Origin of the sequence: Caulobacter sp. Root343 (assembly GCF_001425745.1) — a bacterium.
GTDB lineage: Bacteria > Pseudomonadota > Alphaproteobacteria > Caulobacterales > Caulobacteraceae > Caulobacter.
Genome location: NZ_LMDF01000007.1, coordinates 946,159 through 967,290 on the forward strand (window position 1 = coordinate 946,159; position 21,132 = coordinate 967,290).

General features: G+C 67.4%; 26 protein-coding genes. 10 read left to right on the forward strand and 16 right to left on the reverse strand.

The genetic code is table 11. The annotated features are described in order from the left end of the window. Nucleotides 1-70 precede the first annotated feature (70 nt). From ASC70_RS16875 to ASC70_RS16925, 11 genes are all read right to left on the reverse strand, one after another. Nucleotides 71-451, reverse strand: a complete 381-nt coding sequence (locus ASC70_RS16875; protein ID WP_047405085.1) for a hypothetical protein — start codon at nucleotides 449-451, stop codon at nucleotides 71-73. Beyond that, a complete protein-coding gene (locus tag ASC70_RS16880) occupies nucleotides 444-1,028 on the reverse strand; it encodes an RNA polymerase sigma factor (RefSeq protein ID WP_047405083.1) in 585 nt (194 codons plus the stop codon). The genes ASC70_RS16875 and ASC70_RS16880 overlap by 8 nt, the downstream gene beginning before the upstream one ends. 22 nt (nucleotides 1,029-1,050) lie before the next feature. Next, a complete protein-coding gene (locus ASC70_RS16885; protein ID WP_082009105.1) occupies nucleotides 1,051-1,443 on the reverse strand; it encodes a DUF6249 domain-containing protein in 393 nt (130 codons plus the stop codon). A 119-nt stretch (nucleotides 1,444-1,562) separates the two neighbouring features. Further along, complete coding sequence (locus tag ASC70_RS16890) at nucleotides 1,563-1,871, reverse strand: hypothetical protein (protein WP_056052125.1); 309 nt, start codon at nucleotides 1,869-1,871, stop codon at nucleotides 1,563-1,565. Continuing rightward, nucleotides 1,868-2,383 carry an RNA polymerase sigma factor gene (locus tag ASC70_RS16895; RefSeq protein ID WP_056052128.1) on the reverse strand — a complete coding sequence of 172 codons (516 nt, stop codon included), beginning with the start codon at nucleotides 2,381-2,383 and terminating at the stop codon, nucleotides 1,868-1,870. The genes ASC70_RS16890 and ASC70_RS16895 overlap by 4 nt, the downstream gene beginning before the upstream one ends. After that, nucleotides 2,383-2,799, reverse strand: coding sequence for a hypothetical protein (locus ASC70_RS16900; RefSeq protein WP_056052131.1), 417 nt, complete (start codon nucleotides 2,797-2,799; stop codon nucleotides 2,383-2,385). The genes ASC70_RS16895 and ASC70_RS16900 overlap by 1 nt, the downstream gene beginning before the upstream one ends. 9 nt (nucleotides 2,800-2,808) lie before the next feature. Continuing rightward, nucleotides 2,809-2,991 carry a hypothetical protein gene (locus tag ASC70_RS16905; protein ID WP_047405074.1) on the reverse strand — a complete coding sequence of 61 codons (183 nt, stop codon included), beginning with the start codon at nucleotides 2,989-2,991 and terminating at the stop codon, nucleotides 2,809-2,811. A gap of 47 nt (nucleotides 2,992-3,038) precedes the next feature. After that, nucleotides 3,039-3,737 (reverse strand): HAD family hydrolase, encoded by a 699-nt coding sequence (locus tag ASC70_RS16910; protein WP_082539759.1) that lies wholly within the window; start codon nucleotides 3,735-3,737, stop codon nucleotides 3,039-3,041. Between the two features lie 95 nt (nucleotides 3,738-3,832). Continuing rightward, nucleotides 3,833-4,180 (reverse strand): ArsC family reductase, encoded by a 348-nt coding sequence (locus tag ASC70_RS16915; RefSeq protein ID WP_056052138.1) that lies wholly within the window; start codon nucleotides 4,178-4,180, stop codon nucleotides 3,833-3,835. A gap of 81 nt (nucleotides 4,181-4,261) precedes the next feature. Further along, the gene (locus ASC70_RS16920; protein WP_082539760.1) at nucleotides 4,262-4,927 is read right to left on the reverse strand and encodes a DNA alkylation repair protein; all 666 of its coding nucleotides are present in this window, start codon (nucleotides 4,925-4,927) and stop codon (nucleotides 4,262-4,264) included. Beyond that, nucleotides 4,927-5,505, reverse strand: coding sequence for a 2'-5' RNA ligase family protein (locus tag ASC70_RS16925; protein WP_056052141.1), 579 nt, complete (start codon nucleotides 5,503-5,505; stop codon nucleotides 4,927-4,929). Before ASC70_RS16925 ends, ASC70_RS16920 begins: the two co-directional genes overlap by 1 nt. A gap of 131 nt (nucleotides 5,506-5,636) precedes the next feature. Here ASC70_RS16925 and ASC70_RS16930 point away from each other — a divergent pair, with 131 nt between their 5' ends. Genes ASC70_RS16930 through ASC70_RS16950 form a run of 5 tightly spaced genes read left to right on the forward strand, consistent with a single transcriptional unit; the run spans nucleotide 5,637 to nucleotide 9,753 of the window. Continuing rightward, on the forward strand, nucleotides 5,637-6,020 hold the full coding sequence (locus ASC70_RS16930) for a BlaI/MecI/CopY family transcriptional regulator (RefSeq protein WP_056052144.1): 384 nt from the start codon (nucleotides 5,637-5,639) through the stop codon (nucleotides 6,018-6,020). Then, nucleotides 6,010-7,476, forward strand: a complete 1,467-nt coding sequence (locus ASC70_RS16935; protein WP_056052147.1) for a M56 family metallopeptidase — start codon at nucleotides 6,010-6,012, stop codon at nucleotides 7,474-7,476. Before ASC70_RS16930 ends, ASC70_RS16935 begins: the two co-directional genes overlap by 11 nt. Before the next feature lie 44 nt (nucleotides 7,477-7,520). Then, nucleotides 7,521-9,050 carry a GMC oxidoreductase gene (locus ASC70_RS16940; RefSeq protein ID WP_056052150.1) on the forward strand — a complete coding sequence of 510 codons (1,530 nt, stop codon included), beginning with the start codon at nucleotides 7,521-7,523 and terminating at the stop codon, nucleotides 9,048-9,050. Further along, entirely contained in the window at nucleotides 9,047-9,382 is a 336-nt protein-coding gene (locus ASC70_RS16945; protein ID WP_056052153.1) for a hypothetical protein, read from the forward strand. The genes ASC70_RS16940 and ASC70_RS16945 overlap by 4 nt, the downstream gene beginning before the upstream one ends. 50 nt (nucleotides 9,383-9,432) lie before the next feature. After that, nucleotides 9,433-9,753, forward strand: a complete 321-nt coding sequence (locus ASC70_RS16950; RefSeq protein WP_047405058.1) for a hypothetical protein — start codon at nucleotides 9,433-9,435, stop codon at nucleotides 9,751-9,753. On the opposite strand, the gene ASC70_RS16955 is transcribed toward ASC70_RS16950, so the two are convergent. The 4 genes from ASC70_RS16955 to ASC70_RS16970 form a co-directional block, all read right to left on the reverse strand. Continuing rightward, a complete protein-coding gene (locus tag ASC70_RS16955) occupies nucleotides 9,747-10,508 on the reverse strand; it encodes a hypothetical protein (RefSeq protein WP_056052155.1) in 762 nt (253 codons plus the stop codon). The genes ASC70_RS16950 and ASC70_RS16955 overlap by 7 nt on opposite strands. Nucleotides 10,509-10,588: 80 nt before the next feature. Beyond that, nucleotides 10,589-11,425: an AraC family transcriptional regulator gene (locus tag ASC70_RS16960; RefSeq protein ID WP_056052158.1), complete on the reverse strand. Its 837-nt coding sequence runs from the start codon at nucleotides 11,423-11,425 to the stop codon at nucleotides 10,589-10,591. Nucleotides 11,426-11,430: 5 nt separating this feature from the next. Further along, entirely contained in the window at nucleotides 11,431-11,901 is a 471-nt protein-coding gene (locus ASC70_RS16965; RefSeq protein ID WP_082539761.1) for a DUF2147 domain-containing protein, read from the reverse strand. 133 nt (nucleotides 11,902-12,034) lie between these two features. Then, complete coding sequence (locus ASC70_RS16970) at nucleotides 12,035-12,697, reverse strand: peroxiredoxin (RefSeq protein WP_056052163.1); 663 nt, start codon at nucleotides 12,695-12,697, stop codon at nucleotides 12,035-12,037. 238 nt (nucleotides 12,698-12,935) lie between these two features. On the opposite strand from ASC70_RS16970, the gene ASC70_RS16975 reads away from it, so the two are divergent. The 5 genes from ASC70_RS16975 (at nucleotide 12,936) to ASC70_RS16995 (ending at nucleotide 20,076) form a co-directional block, all read left to right on the forward strand. Further along, a complete protein-coding gene (locus ASC70_RS16975) occupies nucleotides 12,936-14,066 on the forward strand; it encodes an arabinogalactan endo-1,4-beta-galactosidase (RefSeq protein ID WP_056052167.1) in 1,131 nt (376 codons plus the stop codon). A 201-nt stretch (nucleotides 14,067-14,267) separates the two neighbouring features. Continuing rightward, complete coding sequence (locus ASC70_RS16980; RefSeq protein WP_052196639.1) at nucleotides 14,268-14,822, forward strand: RNA polymerase sigma factor; 555 nt, start codon at nucleotides 14,268-14,270, stop codon at nucleotides 14,820-14,822. 9 nt (nucleotides 14,823-14,831) lie between these two features. Next, complete coding sequence (locus ASC70_RS16985) at nucleotides 14,832-15,833, forward strand: FecR domain-containing protein (RefSeq protein WP_156396242.1); 1,002 nt, start codon at nucleotides 14,832-14,834, stop codon at nucleotides 15,831-15,833. 174 nt (nucleotides 15,834-16,007) lie between these two features. After that, complete coding sequence (locus tag ASC70_RS16990) at nucleotides 16,008-18,917, forward strand: TonB-dependent receptor (protein WP_200939228.1); 2,910 nt, start codon at nucleotides 16,008-16,010, stop codon at nucleotides 18,915-18,917. Between the two features lie 376 nt (nucleotides 18,918-19,293). Then, nucleotides 19,294-20,076, forward strand: a complete 783-nt coding sequence (locus tag ASC70_RS16995; RefSeq protein ID WP_056052173.1) for a phytanoyl-CoA dioxygenase family protein — start codon at nucleotides 19,294-19,296, stop codon at nucleotides 20,074-20,076. A gap of 257 nt (nucleotides 20,077-20,333) precedes the next feature. Here ASC70_RS16995 and ASC70_RS17000 read toward each other — a convergent pair whose 3' ends face one another. Next, on the reverse strand, nucleotides 20,334-21,128 hold the full coding sequence (locus tag ASC70_RS17000; protein ID WP_056052176.1) for a hypothetical protein: 795 nt from the start codon (nucleotides 21,126-21,128) through the stop codon (nucleotides 20,334-20,336). Nucleotides 21,129-21,132 lie beyond the last annotated feature (4 nt).

The window sequence follows — 21,132 nt, forward strand, 5'->3', positions numbered from 1 at the left end:
TGGGCGCCGTTTGTGGGCCGGATCGCGCCGCATCGCAACATGAACAGCGATAAGACGGCCGCGGAGGCTTCTAGAAGTCCTCCACCACCCGCGTCACGAAGAACGCGATCGCCACCACCGCCAGACCGGCCGCCAACCAGACCGCCTCGGCGCTGGACGGGGTCGTCAGCACCGCGTTGAACTTGGCCACGCCCGCGCTGATCTCGGTCTCGAAGCTGTGGCTGCTGCTTTTCGACAGCTGCGAGACTTCGCTGGAGAAGCGGGTGCTCAGGATCTGGAATGCGGCGATCAGCCCGGCCGCCACGCCGGCCGCGCCAATGAACATCCGCCGCATCGCCCAGCCACGGTCCAGCTTGGCCGCCATCTCGGCGTTGAACAGCGCCGCGTCCGGAAACGACGGCGGCTCGGCGAACATGCGGCTCAACTGCGCTTCGAAATCGGGTTCAGCCATGAGCTTCCCTCCTCGCGCCTTCCTCGGGTCGGGCCAGTTTCGCCCGGAGTTTATCCAAACCACGTTTGACATGGGATTTGACCGTGCCGATCGGGATGTTCAAGGCCTCCGCCGCCTCGGCGTGAGACCAATCAGCCCCGTAGCAGAGGGAAACGCACAGGCGCTCTCCCCGTGACAAGGCCTTCAACGCTTCGTCCAGGTCGATGCGGCTGGCGGCGTCCCCCGACGCGTCGCGCACCATCACTTCCTCGACCGGCTCGGCGTTGTCCGAGAAGATCAATCGCGCATCGCGCCTGACCTTCTTCAGATAGAGCCGCGCGGCGATCTTCTTGATCCAGGCGCCGAAGGTCCCCTCGCCCCGATAGTCGGCCACCTGTTCGAAACCGGTCATGAACGCGTCCTGGGCCAGGTCGTCGGCGCTGGCCGAGTCGGCGCCCAGGCGTCTCAAGAGACCCCGGACGGTCGAGCCGTGCCTGCGCACCAGCTCCCCGTAGGCCTGCCGGTCGCCCGCCGCCGCGGAGGCGGCGAGCTCGACATCGTGGCCGGTTGGCGGGCGTTCCATGCCCATTGGACTCATGCCCCTCCCAAGGCTTCGGGTTCTAGACCCGCTCTTCCTTGTTCGGATTGAAGAAGCTCAGGACGATGAAGGCCACGCCGATCACCGCCGGGATACAGGCGAGACCGATGCTGTCGAAATCGCCGTCTCCATGAATGAAGTCGCCGAAATAGGTGGCCAGGCCGATGCCGATGCCGATCGCCAGCCAGATCACGCCGGTGCGCAGATCGCGCAGACGGGTCGGCGGCATCTTCACCGCGCGGGTCATGGCCTCGATCACCTCGGGCGGGATCGGCTGGCCCTTCTCGATGGCGACGCGGAGCGTGGCCTGCATTTCGCGGCGCTCGCGGCTCTTGAAGTAGAACGGCAAGCAGACGATGGCGACGATCATCATGCAGCCGGCGACGGGAACGACGATATCAGGACCCATTTTCAATCCTCCAGTTAGGTGGACGACGCCCCCGCGCCGCCTTCACTAGTAAGAGGCGTTCACGGCCCCGTTTGGAGGCGCCCGCCGGGATGAAACTTTCGTAAGGCGCGAAATCGTCAAAGCGCTCAGCCGATCGACAGCCCTAGTCGACGCCAGACGGTCGGGCCTCCCGTCACCACCACCGCCCCCGCAAAGGCGAAGACCGCCGCGATCGGAGCCAGGGCCGGCGCGATCATCGAGACAGCCAGGTTCAGCACCGGCGCGCAGGCCCACAGGACCAGGGCGATGACCACCGCCCCGGCGGCGGTCGTGGTCAGGCGATCCAAAAACACCTGCCGCTCGACACGCTTCATCACCTCGGCGGTGAACACGTCGGCGCGGCTTTGCTTGGGCGTCTCGCCCAGAAAGGCGGAGAGTTGATCGTCCAGGTTCATGATCCAGCTCCCAGAACCGCCAGCAGTCGCTCGCGACCACGGGTAACATGCGATTTGACGGTGCCCAAAGGAAACCCCAGGGCGTCGGAGACCTCGGCATGCGACCAACCTTGGCCAAGGCACAGGGTGACACAGGCTCGTTGGTCCTCGGGCAGGGTCGCCAGGGCCGTTTCGAGGGCCATCCGGTCCTCGGCGCCGACCTCGGCGGCGGCCTCCAGTTCCTGCTCGCCGCGCCACGCTTCATCCCGGGCCGCCGCGCGCTGTGCGCCCCGTCGTTGAGAGAGCGCCTTCTTCCAGGCCACCCCGTAGAGCCAGGCCCGGAAACCTTCGTCTTCGCGCAGCTTGGCCAGGCCCGACCAGGCCGCCACGAAAGCCTCCTGGGCGATGTCGTCGGCGTCGATCCAGCCGCTCTTGCGCAGAAAGCCGCGCAGAGGCTTTTCGTGGATCGCCACCAGCCGTGCGAAGGCGGCCTGAGAGCCCGCGCGCGCCTGTCTGACAAGCGCGGCCTCCATCAGACGGTCGGGCCGTTCCGATCGAGCAACACCTGCACCAGGGTCGCCGCGCACAGGGCGCCCAGAACGAAGGCCACGATGACGAAGGCTTGGCCCGCGCCATAGATGTTGGTCGCGGCGGCGACGGTGAAGCCGATGCTCAACGAGCCGAACAGCACCACCTGATACCAGGTTCGCTCACGACGGCGGCGATAGCGCGGGCGTTCGTCCCGGTCGTCGTCGTCACCGTGCCAGCGCTTGTTCAGCCTGGCCATCAGCTCGGGCGGCGGCTCGCGGCCGGCGGCGGCGTAGGTCTTGATCAGGTCCAGCGTCTCGCGATTGGCGCGGTACGACAGCCAGCTCTGCCAGGCGCCGAACACGAACCAGCTGAGCGGGAAGATCAGCCACCAGAATTGACGGAAGATGTCTTCGGACATCGGATCCTCCTAGCGAGCGTCGAGTTGAGCAACGAGGGCGGCCGGAGCTTCGCGTCCGGCCTTGGCCAGGTCGCGGAGCGTCTCCACCACTTCGCGGCGAGCGCGATAGTCCAGCCACGCGCGGAAAGCGCCCTGCAGCATGAAGCCCATGGGGAACATCAGCCACCAGAAGTCACGGAACAGGTCGTCCACGGTCAGATCCCTTCGATCAGAGGCGCGATCATTCGCGCTTTCGAAGGTTAGTCGCCGCCGACCGCCGGTCTGGATGCAGCGACGTACGAAATAATTTCAGACATCGAAGCGAACGAGACGGTGGGCTGGTGCTCGGCCAGGATCGACGGCTTGGCGTAGCCCCAGCCGACGGCCCCGCAGTCCAGGCCCACGGCGCGGGCGGCCTCGATGTCGCGAGTCTCGTCGCCGATGCAGAGGACCTTGTCGCGCGACACGCCGCGCGCGGTGACCTGCTTGAACTTGCGAGCCTTGCCGAACAGCGACGCGCCGCAGGCGTAGAGGCTGATCAACTCGGCCAGCTCCTCGCCCAGCACCCGGCGGATCACCGCCTCGCTGTTGGAGCTGACCACCGCGATCTTCACGCCCGCCTGGTGCAGGGCGCGCAACATGCAAGCGGTCTCGGGAAACAGCGGGATGGTGTGGGCGTCGGCGGCCATCAGCTTCTTGCCGGCCCGGGCGATCAGCGGAAGCTTCCAGGGCGAGACGCCCAGATAGCGGATCACCTCGCGGGTGCTGCGGCCGCGCAGCATCTCGATCTCCTCGTCGGTGACGGTCTTGAAGCCGTACCGGCGCGCCATCGGATTGACAGCCCGCATCATCCACGCCGCGCTGTCGGCCAGCGTGCCGTCGAAGTCGAAGATGACCAGTTCGTACCGCGAGACGCCGTTCTCCCCCACGCGCCTAAAGCCCCTCTTCCGTCCGCCGATCGCGGATGTTCCGTCCAGTGATAGACTGATCCCCCGAAGGTTGTCGTCTTAAACTTCGCTCACCCGGCGACCAAGAGCGTGGATAAATCCGGGGCTTAGCTAAAGATCGCCTCATAGAGGTCAGGCTTGAAGCCGACCAGGCGGCGGTCGCCGAGGTCCAGCACCGGGCGCTTGATCATCGACGGCTGGGCCAGCATCAGGGCGATGGCCTTGTCGGCGTTCAGGTCCTGCTTGTCGGCGTCTTCCAGCTTGCGGAACGTCGTGCCGGCGCGGTTCAGCAGCACTTCCCAACCGAGTTCCTTCACCCAGCCTTCGAGGCGCGGACGATCAATCCCCGCGGCCTTGTAGTCGTGGAAGGCATAGGCCCGGCCGCGATCCTCCAGCCACTTCCGGGCCTTGGCGACCGTGTCGCAGTTCTTGATGCCATACATCGTCAAGGTCATCGTGGACTCCTCGGCGCGGGCCGAATCCAGGCCGCGTCCTCTCCCCTGCCCTAGCGGAGAGACTCCGCCGCGCCAATCGCCTCAGCCGGTCTTCTTGTTCAGCTGACGCAGAGCGTCCTTGCCGTTCCAGCGGGCCGTGGGGTCCGACATCGCCGCCAGCCGCGCGGCGACCTCCAGGACGGCCACCTTCAGGGCCGGGCTCTTGCGCGAGCCGATCGCCCGCAGGGCCCAGTTGACGCCCTTCTTGACGAAGTTGCGCGGATCCGTGGCGCCGGCCTCGATCAGCGTCAGGCGCTCCAGGAACGGCGCGTCCGGCAGCTCCTTGCGATGCAGCGCCACGCAGGCCAGCAGGACGAAGCCGGCGCGCCTGTCGAATTCCCCCTCCAGTCCCACCCATTCGTCGACCTTGGCCAAGGCGTGGGGCGTGCGGTCGAACAGGTCGAAGCAGAGCGTGTCGGTGACCGCCCAGTTGTCGAAGTCGGCGCGCCAGGCGTCCATCTGCTCGGGCGTGACCAGCTTGGGATCATCGACCATGCCCGCCAGCAGCCGCGCCTCGTACCAACCGGTGTCCCACAGGGCCTGGGCCAAGGCATGGTCGCGGCCGAGGCGCTTGGCGAGGGCGCGAAGCTGACCGACGGCGACGCCGAACGCTTTCGGCGCGTGGATGGCGTAGCGGGCCATGCCCTCACGGTAAGCGTCGTCGCCGAGCGCCTCCAGTTCCCGCAGGACGTCGGCCGCCGTCGCCATCAGGCCAGGTTCCAGGCCCTGAGCACGATATGCTGAGTCTGACCCAGCTTGCTCTGGACCAGAACAAAGCGGTTCACGGTCCAGCGGATCGGTTCGATCGCCTGGGCCGGGACCACCTGGCCGTCATAGAGCAGCGTGATGTGCGGCAGGAACTGCTTGTCCGGCTTCAAGCCCGCCTTGGCCATTTCCAGCCCGAGCTTCCGTTGAAAGTCGATCAGGTCTTGCACGCCCTCGCCGCCCTGCAGCGTGAATGGGTTGTTGCCAGGCCGGTTGGCGAAACTAACCGCGCGATCGAACGTCACCTCGAAAGGCGCCGTGGCCAGGGCCTGCCCGGCATCCTCCCCCTTGCGGACCAGATCGCGCGGCAAGCCGACATAGTCGCCCAGGTGATGCAGGGTGATATGGAAACGGTCGGTCAGCAGCGGCGCACCGCGCAGGTTCAATGCGTCCTTCAGACGGCGCGCCTCCCGGGCGATCGTCTCGGCCGTCGCCGCGTCCGGATACAGCAGGAACATCAGCCGGTCGGTCGGCGTGGGCGGGTCAAAGCCCGGCAGGCCCATCTGCAGCGTCTCGGCCATCCGGGCCCTCCCTGAAGTCGGTCGCCAGGATTACGCCGCTTCGGGGTCTTGGTCCAACCGCTGCATTACATTTCGTTTACATGCGTAATCGTTGGCTTGACGCGATCGTTTACGTGCGTAATCGTCAGAGCATGGAAACCACCCCGCAACGCATCAGCGCCGCCGAGAGCGAAGTCATGAAGGTCCTGTGGGCCGACAGCCCCAAGGCCGCCGAGGACGTGCTCGCCATCCTGGCCACGAACCAGGGTTGGGCCGAGGGCACGGTGAAGACCCTGCTCAATCGCCTGCTGAAGAAGGGCGCGATCGCCGCCGACAAGGACGGCCGCCGCTTTCTCTACCGCCCGCTGATCGGCCGCGAAGACTATGTCGACGCCGAGAGCCAGGGCCTGCTGGACCGCCTGTTTGACGGCCGCCTCGCCCCCTTGGTCAGCCACTTCTCCAAGCGCGAGAAGCTGAATCCCGAGGACGTCGCGGAGCTGCGCCGCCTGCTGGAGAAGATCGACGATGACCAGTGACCTGATCCTCTTCCTGCTGAAGGCCAACCTCGCCCTGGCGGCGGCGGTCTTGCTGATCCTGGTCCTGCGCAAGCCGGTTCGGGCCATGTTCGGGGCCCGCAGCGCCTACGCCCTGTGGCTGGTCGCGCCGCTGTCGATCCTGGCCCTGTTGGTCCCGGCCCGGACGATCACCCTGCCCGCTTCGGCCACGGCCAAGCCGGCGGCGGTGGTCGCCGAGACCCAGGTCCCGGTCGCGACCACGCGGCTGACCAGGCCCGCCCCTCGCCAGCTGCCAGCCTTGCCCATCGGCGAGATCCTGCTGGGCCTGTGGATCGCCGTCGCGTTTGGCGGCCTGGTCGTCCAGGCCGAGCGCCAGCGGCGGTTCGTCCGCTCGTTGGGCAAGCTCAGCACCACCGACGAGGCCGGTCTGTTGCGATCCGAACGCCCTGGCGCCGGTCCCGCCGTGATCGGCGCCCTGGCCCCGCGCGTCGTGCTGCCCGCCGACTTCGCCGAACGCTTCACCGCCGAGGAGCAGGCCCTGATCCTGGCCCACGAGCGCAACCACCTGGCGGTCGGCGACGCCCAGATCAACGCCGCCGTCACGGCGCTGCAGTGCCTGTTCTGGTTCAACCCGCTGGTCCATGTCGGCGCGGCCGCCCTGCGGATCGACCAGGAGGTCGCCTGCGACGCCGCCGTCCTGGCCCGCCACCCCAAGACTCGCCGCGCCTATGGCGAAGCCATGCTGAAGACCCAGCTGGCCGCCTGCGCCCCGCCGCTGGGCTGCCACTGGCCCGCCTCGGCCAACAAGCAACTGAAGGAACGCTTCACCATGCTCGCCCGTCACCATTCCAATCGCTCCCGCCATCTCGCCGGCGCGGCCGTTGTCGCGATCCTCAGCCTTGGCGCCGGCGTCGCCGCCTGGGCCGCCCAGCCCGCCCAGGTGGTCGAACAGCCGCAGCAGGCTCAGAAGGCCGTGGCCCGCCATCTGGGCGGCCCGCTATTCGACGCGGTCCGAGCTCGCGACTTGGCCGCCGTCCGCGAATTGATCGCCCTCGGCGCCAATGTGAACACCGTACTGCCCGGCGACGGCTCGCCGCTGATCGAGGCCGCCCGTCACGGCCAGATGGAGATCGTCCAGGCGCTGCTGACCGCCGGCGCCGATCCGAACCTGGCCGTGCGTGGCGACGGCGCCCCGCTGATCCAGGCCGCCCTGTCCGGCAACCTCGCCGTCGTCCGGCTGCTGGTCGAGCGTGGCGCCAATGTCGAGGTGTTCGTCCCCGGCGACGAAACCCCGCTGATCAACGCCGCCCAGGCCGGCGGCCTCGATGTCGTCACCTATCTGGTCGAGCACGGCGCCGACGTGAACCGGGCCGTTCCAGCCAACCCCGGCCAGACGCGCTCGCCGATGAGCGAGGCCCGCCGGAACGGTCATGCGGACGTGGTGGCCTATTTGAAGAGCCGGGGCGCGCGGTCCTAAGCCGCCCCCGACTTTCCCCTTAAAAATCAAGCGAGACCTCAACGATGGCGATCATCGACGCCCGAACCTTGCCTGACGCCAGCCGGATCGAGGCGGATCTGATGATCATCGGCGGCGGCATGGCCGGCATCGCCCTGGCCAAGGAACTGGCCGGCGGGCCGCTGAAGGTGGTGATCCTGGAGAGCGGCGGCCTGGAGATCGATATGGAGAACCAGGCCCTTTACGCCGGCTCCGGCGTCCAGCGGGCGCCGGGCAATCCCGACCGGCCGTTCGATGACTATCCGGTCCAGTCGCGGATCCGGGCGCTGGGCGGGTCAGGCATGGTCTGGGGTGGCAAGTGCGCGCCGCTGGATCCCGCCGACTTCGCCGAGCGGGCCTGGATCCCCCACAGCGGTTGGCCGATCACCCGCGAGCAGATGCAGCCCTATTACGACCGGGCCTGCGATCTGCTGGAGATTCCGCGCTTCCCGCTAGAGCGGCCCAAGCCCGCGGAGCCAGAGCGGCAGCCGCTGGCGCTAGATCCGGCCGACGGCTTCTTCCCCGCCCCGCGCGAGTTCTCGAGGTTCTCGGGCGGCGTGGACAAGACCGCGTTCGACGCGTTCCGCACCCAGTTCGCGGACGCGCCCAACATCACCGTCTATCTCCAGGCCAACGTCTTGAAGATCCGGCGAGAAGGCGACCGGATCACCGGCCTCGACCTGGCCTGCCTGAGCGGCAAGCGCCACACGGCCAAGGCCGCGCGCTACGTCCTGGCGGTCGGGGGCATCGAGAACGTCCGCTTGCTGCTGGCCTCCGACAGCCTGGGTAACCGCGAGGATCTGGTCGGCCGCTTCTTCCAGGGCCACGTCACCTATTCGAACGATGGCGACAGCCAGACCGAAGGTTCGGTCGTGGCGGTCTCGCGCGCCGCGCCGATGGAGCTCTACGCCCCGGGCAAAGGCCGGATGGCGCACTGCGTGATCGGTGCGGGCCTCAAGGCCCAGACGCGGATGAAGACCGGAAACTTCACCGCCACCCTGTTCCGCGCCACGCCCTCGGGAACGGAGACGCCCGTTGGAGCCGACACCCAGACCATTCGCCAGGCCAGCGGCCGCGTGGCCGGCCAGGACCAGGCGCAGTTGCTCGGCTACTTCGCCATGGCCGAGCACTTTCCCAACCCCGACAGCCGCGTGACCCTGGATCCAGAGCACAAGGACCCGCTGGGCTTGCCGCGCGTGAGTCTGACCTGGACCTATGGCGAGAAGGACCATGCCGACCTGGAGCTATCGGTGACGGGCCTGGCCGACGCGCTCGGCGCGTCCGGCGAAGGGCGGATGTGCTGGTCGATCGAGCGGAGCAAGCTGCTGGCCCTCTCCAGCGCCTCGCGCCATCACATGGGAACCACGCGGATGCACGCCGACCCGAAGAAGGGCGTCGTCGATCCGGATCTGCGTCTGCACGAGGCCAAGAACCTCTACGTCGCCGGCAGCTCGGTCTTTCCGACCTCCGGCATCGCCAATCCAACCCTGACCATCCTGGCGCTGGTGATGCGCCTGGCCGACCACCTGAAGCGCGAGACGGGAGCCGCCCGATGACCAGCCGCCGCGACCTGCTGGCCGCCCTCGTCGCCTTCGCCGCCGCGCCCGTTCTGGCCCACGCGGCGGTATCGGACGCCTTTGCCGGCCTCGATCCCGCCGCAGTCGATCGGATCGGCAAGGCCTGGCGCGCTCAGCACGCCGATGTCACCGCGCGAGCGCTCGCCGTCCGGCTGTTCCCGACCGGACGCGGCTCGGACGCCTTGGCCCGACTGGGCGCTCTGGCCGCCGCCGACTTCCGCGCGGGCAAGGTCTTAACCTATCGCGGCTGGCGGTTGTCGGACACCGAAGGCGCGCTCTTCGCCCTGCTGTCGCTGGAAGGTCGGCCGTAGGAACCAGCCTGGCGCCGGCCGGTTAGGTCTCGCAGCAGAGGAGACTCGCCATGCCTCAGGGCGACAAGAGCAAGTACACCGATAAGCAGGAGCGCAAGGCCGACCACATCGCCGAAGGCTACGAGGCGCGCGGCGTCTCGGAGAAGGAAGCTGAGCGGCGGGCGTGGGCGACGGTCAACAAGGACGACGGCGGCGGCAAGAAGGCTGGCGGTTCCGGTCGCGGCAAGCACACCGGCCATCCGGCGGCCCACAAGGGCGGCGAGAAAGGCGGTGAAGCCTCGGCCCACCGCAGCGCCGCCGATCGGTCAGCCTCGGCCAAGAAGGCCGCCGCGACCCGCAAGCGCAACGCCGAACACCACGCCCATCACTGAACGGCGGGCTCGGCCTCGGGCTCACGCTCGGCGGTCCGCCGCCACAGGGCGAAGGCCGCGCCGGTCAGGGTCAGGGCCACCGCCGTCATCGTCCATTCCATGCGGCTGGTCGGCTCGGCGATGACGCGCGGAATGTGAAGCAGCACCACGAAACTGGCCATCATGCCGAAGATCGCGGGTCCCGCCGCCTTCAGCCCGCGATTGGACAGGAAGGCCAGACCCGCCAGGACGTGCCCTGCCCCGGTCGCCGCGGCCCAACCCGTCCGCCAGGGCAGCCAGGCCGGAACCATCTGGGCCGTGAAGGCCAGGTAGACGAAGTGCGACAGACCGAAGACCAGCAGGCAAAGGCCAAAGGCTATCCGGCTCGAAAAAGTTAGGCGGCGTCGCCAGGTCTCCGCCTCGAGGGTGTCAGCGAAGAGGGCGACGCCGCCCGCCGCCATGGCCGCGCTCTCGGCCACGCCCAGCCATTCGGCCACGGAGCCGGGCTGGAGGGCGACATGGGGGCCGTGGAGCAGGACGGCCCAGACACCGAAGAAGATCGCCAGGAGCAGCCGCCCCTCCCGCGCCAAGCGCGGCAGGACCGCCGCCAGGGCGGCGCCGGCCATGGCGGCGGCGGAGACGGAAGCCAGCACGGACCGGAGAGGAACGTGTTCCGGCACGGGCTGCCATTGGAAGGCGAAGTCGCCGGAGATCAGCCCCAGGACACCCAGCACGAACGCGCCCAGCGCATAGAGAACCGCCTTCACCGACACCATCGCCCGCCCCGCTCCTGAACCTCGGTAGGCGCAGAATGGCAGGCGCGGCCACGCCGAACTTGGGTTTTGTTGCGCTTGGCTCAGGCCATCCCGCGCCACGCTCTCGGCGGCCGGCCGAACGCGTCACGGAAGGTATGGTTGAAGTACGAGAGGTCGTTGAAGCCGACGTTCAGGGCGATGGTCGTGATCGGCGCCTTGGTGTCCAGCAACTGGTCGGCGGCGGCTTTCAGGCGCGCGCCGATTTGGAACTGACGCGGGGTTTCGCCCGTGACGTCGCGAAAGGCCCGAATGAAGTGATAGCGCGACAGTCCGGCGCTGGCGGCCAGGGTCGTCAGGGGGAGAGCCTCGGCGTAGCGGCGCTCGATCTCGTGCGCCACCTCACGGACCCGCCGATGATCCACCCGGCTGGCGTCGCGCCGGCGCACCCGCCGTCCCAAGGCCAGGGCCGCGGCCGTGACGCCGACGACGGCCTCTTCCTGCGGACGAGGATCGCGCGCCAGGCGACGGATCGCCCCATAGAGCGGTGCGGTCGCGCGTCCGGGCGCCACGGCGGCGACCGCGAACCGTCCTTCGGAGCATCGCAGATCTTCGGCTAGCTCGGCCAGCAGCCCTTCGTCCAAGGCCAGCACCGCGCGACGGTTGCCGGCGTCGTCCAGATGCAGACAGCCGAAGCGCTCCTCGGCGTTGCCCAGCACGATCGCGCCCGGCGAGACGGTCGCGGCGCCGCAAGGGGTCAGATAGTCGAACAGGCCCGACACCACGGCCCCGATCGCCGAGCGGGCATAGCGGTGCTCGGCCAAGGTCCGGGCCGGCGCGCGGCAACGGACGTCGCCCACGCCGTAGAGGCCGCCCCGGTTGGCCAGCAGCGGACCGTCGACCTCGACCCGGAATGCCTGTTCGCCCCCGGTCGAGCTCATGGACTCTACAGCGCTCGGCCGGTCGGGGCGCTCGCGGTGTCGATCCGCGTCCAGATCTGCGATTTGCACAGGATGTTGGGCAGCAGACAGCCCTTGGCCCGCAAGGAGGCGCGGTCCAGAAGCTTAACCTGGCCCGAGAACGTCATGTCCAGATCGGGCACGAACACCTTGCCCTTCCACTCGTTGGGATCGGAGACGCGGAAGTCGCGCAGCAGCTGCATGCCGACCAGGTCCTGGTTGTTCTTCTTCTTCACGTCAGCCCGCGCGTCGGCGCTGGCCCAGACGACGACGCCGCAGGTGCGCGCATCGCACGGCTTGATCTCGATGTGGACGCTGCCCTTGGGATTGCGCCAGACGCCGTAGATATCACCGGCGCGCGGCGGCGGGGCGTCCGCGGCCAGGGCCGCGCCGGCGACGCTCCATAGCGCCAGCCCGATCGCGGCCAATCGCGTTCCGCTCGACATCGTTCGGCTCATCCGGTCCGTCCTTCTCTGGTCGGCATGTGCGCACGCGACCCAAGGGCGCGAGGCTAGACGTTCCAGAAGACCAGGTGAAGCCGTCAGAATCGAGGCGAGATCCCGGTTTCAGGTTTCGGCGATCTTCCGGGCCTCAGCCCTTGGGCTGAGCGACGACGCGCAGGTACGGCTTCAGGGTCTTCCAGCCGTCCGGATACTTGGCGGCGGCCTGTTCGTCGCTGACGCTGGGCGGAATGATGACGTCCTGGCCCGGGCGCCAGTTCACCGGCGTCGCCACCGTGTGCCGGGCCGTCAGCTGGCACGAGTCTAGCAGGCGCAGCACCTCGTCGAAGTCGCGGCCCGACGTCATCGGGTAGATCAGCATCGCCTTGATCTTCTTATCGGGCCCGATGATGAACACCGCCCGCACCGTGGCGTTGTCGGCGGCCGTGCGGCCGTCCGAGGTGTCGCCCGCGCCCTCGGGGAGCATGTCATAGAGCTTGGCGACCTTCAGGTCGGTGTCGCCGATCATCGGGAAATTGACCGCGTGGCCCTGGGTTTCCTCGATGTCGGCCGCCCAACGCGCGTGATTGTCCACCGGATCGACGCTGAGCCCGATCACCTTGGTGTTGCGCTTGTCGAATTCTGGCTTGAGGCCCGCCATATAGCCCAGCTCGGTCGTGCAGACCGGCGTGAAGTCCTTGGGGTGCGAGAACAGGATGGCCCAGCCGTCGCCGATCCAGTCGTGGAAGGTGATCTCGCCTTGGGTGGTCTGGGCCGTGAAGTTCGGCGCCTCGGAATTGATCCTCAACGACATGGGCTTCGTCTCCGTCCGGATGGGCCGCGACGCGCACGCTGCGCATGACGACTTGGCTCGCGCCAACGTTTAGCAAAGTCGAGCGCGGCGGCTAGGCTGGTCCCGTGAAATATTCACGTCCGAGCTCCGCACGCGAACCAGCAGGGGGACCGGCGGAAAACTGGCTTGATTTATAGTACAATTACTCACACCTTCCGCCCGCCTCCATCACGGGGCGCGTCGGTCGGAAGGAAACGTCATGCGGGGCAAACGCCACCTTACCCTGGCCCTCGCCGCCAGCCTGGTCAGCCTGGTCAGCCTGGGCGTCGCGCAAGCCGCCGAACCGACCATCTACCTCGGGGTCGACATTTCCTACGCGAACGAGATGGACGATTGCGGCGCGGTCTACATGTCAGGTGGACAAAAGGTCGACCCGTATGGGTTCTTCAAGTCGGCCGGCGCCAATGTGGCGCGGATCCGGATCTGGAACGATCCCGACTGGACGAAATACTCCAACCTGGCCGATGTGAAACGCAGCATCCGGCGCGCCAAGGCCGCCGGCCTGCGAGTGCTGTTGGACTTTCACTATTCCGACGACTGGGCCGACGGCGACAAGCAGATCGCGCCCAAGGCCTGGGCCGGCCTGTCGACGCCTGACCAAGCCAAGGCGCTGTACGCCTTCACCCACGACACCCTGACCGAACTGAACCGCGAGGGCTTGATGCCGGACTTGGTCCAGGTGGGCAACGAGACCAACGGCGAGATCGTCTCCAGCCTGGCCAAGGCCAAGGAGCCGATCCATTGGGACCGCAACGCCCTGCTATTCAACGCCGGGATCAAGGCGGTGCGGGACGCCGGCAAGGAGACCGGGACGAAACCGCGCGTGATGCTGCACATCGCCCAGCCCGAGAACGCCGAGCCGTGGTTCGAGGCGGCGACCAGGGCGGGAGTCACCGACTACGACATCATCGGTCTCAGCTACTACAGCAAGTGGTCTAAGCGTTCGATGGCGCAGCTGGGCCAGACGATCAGCCGCCTGCGAAACACCTACGCCGCCGAGGTGCTGGTGGTCGAGACAGCCTATCCGTTCACCACCCAGAACAACGACGCGTCTCCAAACCTGCTCGGCGAGGACTCGCTGATCGCCGGCTATCCGGCCACGCCGGATGGTCAAAAACGGTATCTGGTCGACCTGACCCAGCTGGTGCTGGCCAGCGGCGGCGTGGGCGTCTTCTACTGGGAACCCGCTTGGGTCTCGACCAAGACCTGCGGCACGCGCTGGGGCAAGGGCTCAAACTGGGAGAACGCCGCCCTGTTCGACTACAAGGGGAACGCTCTTGAGAGCGCCAAGGGCTGGCTGAAGCACCGCTACGTTCTACCGTCGAAGTGACGTTCAGGATCAGGCGGCCGAAGCGAGCGCTCGTCGATGGCCAAGCGGTCGCCGTTCCCCTGACGGGGCAACCTTGAACTGTCGCGCTCAACCCGCGATTATCTGTTTAATAATATGAATGGAGATTTCCTGAGAACGACGGTATGGCTGTCGGATTAAGGGAGCGTCGGGCGCGAAGACGCGTCTGTCGAGGAGGTCGCGATGCCGCGGGAAAACCCGGCGCAGCAGCAGGTGGGAACACCCGACGACGGGCAAATCGATCGCCTGAGCGCGCGGTATCGAGGCCCGCTGACCAGCTACTTCCTGCGCCGCGTCCATCGTCGCGACGAGGCCGAGGACCTGACCCAGGAGGTGTTCCTGCGCATGGTCCGCAGCCTGCAACGCCCGGACCGCGACGGCGGCGAGCGGATCGACAACCCCGAGGCCTTCCTGTTCCGGACCGCGGTGAACCTGCTGCGTGACCGGGCGCGCCGGGCCAAGACCTTCGCCGAACATCTGGCGGAAGCGGCCCATCGCGACGAAAACGTTGAGGTCCGTTCGCCCGAGCGCGTCTTACAGGGCAGGCAGTCCTTGCGATCCGCGCTGACCGCCTTGGAGGAATTGGACGCCCGCACGCGCGACGTGTTCATCCTGCATCGACTGGAAGGGTTGAAACACGCCGAGATCGCGACGCTGTACGGCGTCTCGTCGAGTTCGATCGAGAAGTACATGATCAAGGCGCTGGCGCATCTGGCAAGGCGCGCTCGCGCGTTCTAGAGCAGGTCCGTGGCCCAATCCCCATCCGACAGCATCGTCCACGAAGACGCCGCGCGCTGGCTCATGCGCCTGCGCGCCGCGCCGAACGACGCCTCGACCTTCCAGGCCTTCCAAGACTGGCGCGACGCCGCGCCTGAACACCAGCAGGCCTTCGACGCCGTCCAGGAGAGCTGGGCGCTGTTCGGCGACCAGGCGGCCGCGCCGGAACTGCTGGTCCTGCGGCGCGACGCCCTGAACCGCGCGGACGGGATCGGGCGGCGCGGGCTCGGGCTTGGCCGCCGAGGCTTCGCCGCGGGCCTCGCCGCCTTGGCCGTCGCGCCGTTGACGTTCTATGGCTGGCGGCGGCTGCGTCCCGGCGCTCGCCAGACCCTGCGGACCGAGGTCGGCGAACAGCGCACGGTCACCCTCTCGGACGGCAGCCGGGTTTCCCTGGACGCCAACACCCTGGTCAAGGTCACCTATTCGCCCGCCATGCGCCTGGCCGAGCTGGTCGAGGGGCGCGCCCATTTCGAGGTGGCCAAGGACAAGACTCGCCCGATGAAGGTGCGGGCCGGCACGCGCACCGTGACCGCCCTGGGCACCGCCTTCACCGTCGAGCACGAGGGCCAGCGCGTCGTCGTCACCCTGGTCGAAGGCCGCGTGGCGGTGACCGAAGCCGCGCCGGAACGCGGCGTCGCCCCGCCGCCGAAAGAATTGGCTCCGCAGCAGCAACTGGTCTTCGCCGCCAACGCTACGCCACGCATGCATGAAGCCGTCGACGTCGAGCGGGCCATGGCCTGGCGCGAGGGCAAGCTGGTGTTCGACGACGAAACCCTGGCCGACGCCGTCGCCCGCATGAACAACTATTCGCAGGTGAAGATCGTCGTCGAGGACGCCCCCGCCCGGGCTCTGAAGATCAGCGGCATTTTCAACGCCGGCGACTCGCCGGCGTTCGTCGAGGCCGTGCAGAGCTATTTTCCGGTCGACGTATCGACAGGCGAATTCGTCATCCAGATCCGCTCCCGAAGCTGATTGGCGCCGACCTGAAGTTTTTCTTGAGGGCGTCGGGAGAAAGCGCGTCGTAACCCATATCCGCGGGTTCAAGAGCCGAGACGGCCACCACGGACAGGGAGGGAAACGATGACAAGCCACCGTCCGTACGGACGTCGCCACGGTCTTTGCGCCGGCGCCGCGAGCGCCATTCTGTTGACCAGTGTCGCGGCCGCCGCGCCAGCCTTGGCGCAGGGCCAAGCCGCCGTCGCCCAGACCTATGAATTCAATATTCCGGCCAAGGATCTCGACCAGGCCCTGAAGGCGTTCGGTGACCGATCGAACACCCAGGTGCTGTTCACCAAGGCCGTGGTTCAGGGGCGCAAGAGCCCTGCCCTGCGCGGCCGCTATACCAGCGCCGAGGCCTTGGACCTGCTGCTCAAGGGGGCGGACCTCAACTACCAGCGCACCGCCTCGAACGTGGTCCTGATCCGCGAGGCCGCGCCGCCGTCATCCATGGCCGGGTCGGCCGCCGAGGCGCCGGCGTCGACAGCGGCGCAGGAAAGCGTCGCCCTCGATGAAGTCGTCGTCACCGGCGTGCGCAAGAGCCTGCGCGAAGCCCTGGATGTGAAGCGCGGCTCCGACAAAGTGGTGGAAGCTATCTCGGCCAAGGACATCGGCGTCCTGCCCGACGTCACCATCGCCGAATCCATCGCCCGCCTGCCGGGCGTCAACGCCACTCGCGATCGTGGCAACGACAGCCAGGCCGTGGTCCGAGGCCTGGGCGCCCGCCTGGTGCTGGGCACGGTCAACGGCCGCGAGGTCGCCTCGTCCGAGCCCGACCGGAACGTGCGTTGGGAGATCTACCCCTCGGAGGTCGTCTCGGGGGTGCAGGTCTACAAGTCGCAATCAGCCGACCTGGTCGCCGGCGGCGTCGCCGCCACCATCAACATCTCGACCATCGACCCGCTGGACTACAAAGGGCCCGAGTTCGTGCTGCGCGCCGGCCCGGTCTTCTACGATGGCGGCAAGGACATCCCGAACTACAAGACGACCGGCTATCGCGGCTCGGGGTCTTGGGTTCACAAGATCAACGACGACCTCGCGGTCGTCCTGGGGGTGACCGCCCAGCGGCAGAAGAACGGCTACGGCTCGTTCACGGGGTGGGGCTACAACGATTCCAACGCTCGCCCGCCGGCTGGCGCCAGCGACTATTCGAGCGATCTGAACCGCGACGGCAAGGTCGACTACACGCCGTGGGGCGCGCAGATGTCGGCCAGCCGCATCGACCAGAAGCGCACCGGCGTGTCGGGCGGCCTGCAGTACAAGCCGACCGACCACTTCGAACTGAAAGCCGACGCCCTCTATTCGAAGATCAAGATCACCGAGGTCCAGGACCAGACCGTCTGGGGCGCCAACAACTGGGGCAACTGGAACCGGGGCGACGGGACCAACACCGGCTGGAACGACGGCGACTATCACGCCGCCGGCGCTTCCTTCACGCTGATCAACAACGCCGTCGTGGCCGCCACCGTACCCTTCAGCTCGGTGCAGACGGTGCTGGCCAAGTACACCGAGGACAAGGACCTTTTCGCGGGCGGCGTGAACGGCAAGTGGACCGGCGACCAGTGGACCGTGGCCGGCGACATCTCCTACTCGAAGGCCAAGCGCGACAACACCTGGAAGGCCGTGCGCTTCGAGGCCTGGCCGACGTCGACCAGCTTCGACTGGCGGGCCGGAAAGACGCCGACCATCACGACCAGCCAGGACAGCATCAGCCTGTCACAGACGGCCGACCTCGCCGGCTCGCACGACGGCCCCGAGCGCCTGAACGATGAGCTGAAGGCCGCGGCCTTGGACTTCACCCGCGACTTCGGCGGCGAAAGCGTCTTCAAGAGCGTGCAGTTCGGCGCCCGCGCTTCGGATCGCACCAAGGACCACGTCAGCTTCAGCTTCGCCCCGTCGGCCACCGGCGCGACGATCCCGACCAGTCTGCTCACCGCGTACAAGCTCGACGACGGCGCCAACGTCCCGGCCTTGCTGACGGGCGACATCGACAAGATCGCGACGGTCGCCTACGGCGCCAACGCTTTTGCTGTCTCCAAGGCCACGGAGGAGCTGGCCGAGCGCTGGGCGGTCAACGAGAAGGTCTACGAAGGCTACGCCAAGCTGAACTTCGCGGGCGACGGCGTCGGAGGTTCGTGGGTCAGCGGCAATATCGGCGCCCGCCTGGTCCATACCCAGACCAGCAGCGACGGCCAGCAGCAGAACACCGCCAGCGCCTTCACGGCCGTGACGGTGGACAACAAGTACACGGACCTCCTGCCCTCGGCGAACGCCAAGTTCGACTTCGGCGACGGCAAGCTGTTCCGCCTGGGCGTGGCCAAGGTCATCGCGCGTCCGCCGCTGGACGAACTGCGCGCCAGTCGCACCCTGGCCAACTGGTCGCCCTGGACCGGCAGCGCCGGCAATCCGAAGCTGAAGCCTTTCGAGGCGATCCAGTTCGACGCCTCGGCCGAATACTATTTCCGTCCGGAAGCCCTGGTGGCGTTGTCCTACTACTACAAGGACGTCGACTCCTACATCGGTTGGAAGCAGACCCCGGTCACGTTCGGCGGCCAAACCTACACCGTGGCCAGCCCGGCCAACGGCGGCAGCGGCCACATCCAGGGCGTCGAGCTGACGTTCCAGACGCCGTTCTTCTTCCTGCCGGGCCCGCTGAGCAAGTTCGGGATCTATTCGAACTACGCCTATGTGGAGTCGAACCTGAAGGAGTTCTCGCCGGCCAACAATCCGCTGCGGATGACGGGTCTGGCCAAGAACACGGCCACGGTCGACCTCTGGTACGCCAACGGCCCGGTCGAGGCCCGCCTGGGTTGGAAATACCACTCGCCGATGACCGTCATCTACGGCTGGAACGGCGCGGACCTGCAGACCCTGGAGGCCGAGAAGACCCTCGACTTCAGCTCGTCCTACACCGTCAACGACCACGTCGCCGTGCGCTTCCAGGTCAACAACCTGACCAACGAAGCGCTGCGGATGTATCGCGACAACGACCCCAATCGGATCGGCCGCTACGACAGCTACGGCCGTCGCTATCTGATGGACGTGACGGTGAAGTTCTAAAGTCGAGCCGACCAAAAGACTCTCGTCCCGGTCTCGTGCGCGAGACCCGAGCCGAGCCTGTCGATGGGCGCTACGCGCTCGAGGCTTGACCACCATTGATTGTCCGACTGGGGAGGAAGCCGCGGCTTCCTCCCCTTTCTACGTCGGCCCAGCCTCAACCCGGAACCGGATCTTCGGTCGCCACGGAACAGCTCTTGGATTGCCGGTCGCGCCCCCTTCGCTATAGGCTCTTCGCGATGATGATGATCCGCACGCGCTTTCCGCTGGGCTGAACGGATTCGTCCCTCGCGGACGGTTCGCCGCGCGAGCTTTCGCGCCCTGCCCCTTTTCAGACGGCTGTCGCCTTGGCGGCCGTTCAACGTGCGTTGATCCCATCATGACCCATCACCGAGCTCGCCCGCTCCGCGCGGCGGATATCGAGCAATTCGTTCGCGACGGTTTCGTCCGTCTCGATGACGCCTTCCCCCTTCGATTGGCCGAGGCCGCGCGCGCCATCTTGTGGCGCGAGACAGGCTGCGATCCCGAGGATCCGGAAAGCTGGACCGAGCCCGTGATCCGACTAGGCATGCACGCCGAGCAGCCCTTCAGGGAAGCCGCCAACGCCCCGGTCTTGACCGCGGCACTCGATCAACTGGTCGGGCCGGGTCGTTGGCGGCCGATGAAAGCGCTTGGGACCTTCCCGGTCCGCTTTCCTTCGCCCAAAGATCCCGGCGACGCCGGCTGGCACATCGACGTCAGCTTCGGGACCGAAAACCCCGACTTCCTGCAGTGGCGCGCCAATATCGACTCTCGCGGACGCGCGCTCCTGATGCTGTTCTTGTTTTCCGATGTCGGACCTTTGGACGCTCCAACCCGTATTCGAGCCGGCTCGCACCGCGACATCGCCCGCCGCCTGGCCCCAGCGGGCGAGATGGGCCTGACACTGGGCGAATTGGCCGCCACCGGCTTCGAGGAATCAGCCCATCGGCGTGAGGTCGCCGCGACGGGCCCCGCGGGCACGGTCTATTTGTGCCACCCGTTTCTGGTGCACGCGGCTCAGCCGCATCGAGGCGCGCGGGTTCGCTTCATCGCCCAGCCGCCCCTCGAGCCCGCAACCCGCTTGGACCCCGCCTTTCCGGTCGGTCTGGCAATCTCGGCGGCGCTGAATGGGATAGACTGAAGGTCCCGGAAGAGCCCTGAATCGCCGGGCTCAAGCCTGGGCGATCCAGAGCGGCGACTGTCCGCTTCGCGCCAACAGCGGACTCTGGCGTCGATCCGGAAAGACGACTTTCAGGATAGCGACCTAGAGGGTGGGCTCGGGCCGCTTGCCGCAAGTGATCGCCCCACCGCCGCAGTTCGGCGGCAACAGCGTACGCCAGCATTGACGCACCCAGCGCCAGAGATGGAACGATGCAGGCAAATCGACGGGCGCAGACGCTAGCGCGGGACTGGAATACGCATGGCGAGGATCTCTCGGGTTCGCCGGGTGATACCGTACAGCATGCCCGGCTGGCTCTCGTCCCAGTCGATGGCCTGGCCCTCGGCCTCCATGGCGATAGTGTCTAGATGGTCCAGCACGCCGCCGCCCATCGGCAGCCGCATGACATATAGCTCTGGCAGGTCATGGCCGCTGAGATAGAGCTTGCCGTCCGGTCCCCAGCCGCCGCCCGAGATGCTCATCGGCGCGATGCGGTCGAGCACCGTGGGCGGCAGGGCCCAGGCCTCCAGCCTGCGCCACTGGTCGTCGAACTTGACCAGGGTGGTGTGGCGATGGTCGCGCGGCGGCTCGCCGCCCTTGCCGTCATAGTTGGCGAACATCGCCCACCAGAAACCGTCATGGCGATCGATCCAGGTGACCGACCCCGTGCCCAAGCCCAGCGAGACGCTGCGCTTGTGAGCCAGGCTCATCGGATCGAACACCTCCACCGTGCTGACCTGCGGCGTGCCGGGGAAGTTTGAGCTGGCGCAGACCAGGTCCTTGGCGATCAGGGCGCAGGAATTGATGTGCGGAAAGCGGACCTTGTCGCCTGTCCACTCCGCCCGCTTCTCGCCGGTTTTCTTGTCGTAGCGGACCAGCCTGAAGTTGCTGACCGCATAGACGTCATTGGGACCCACGGCCGCGCCCTGACTGGCGTTACCGTCATAACGGCGGAGGGTTTCGGCCTTGCGGGCCGCTGGCGCGGGAACGTCGGCGGTTTGCAGCGCCAAGGCCGCGAAGAGGAGCAGAATCATCGGT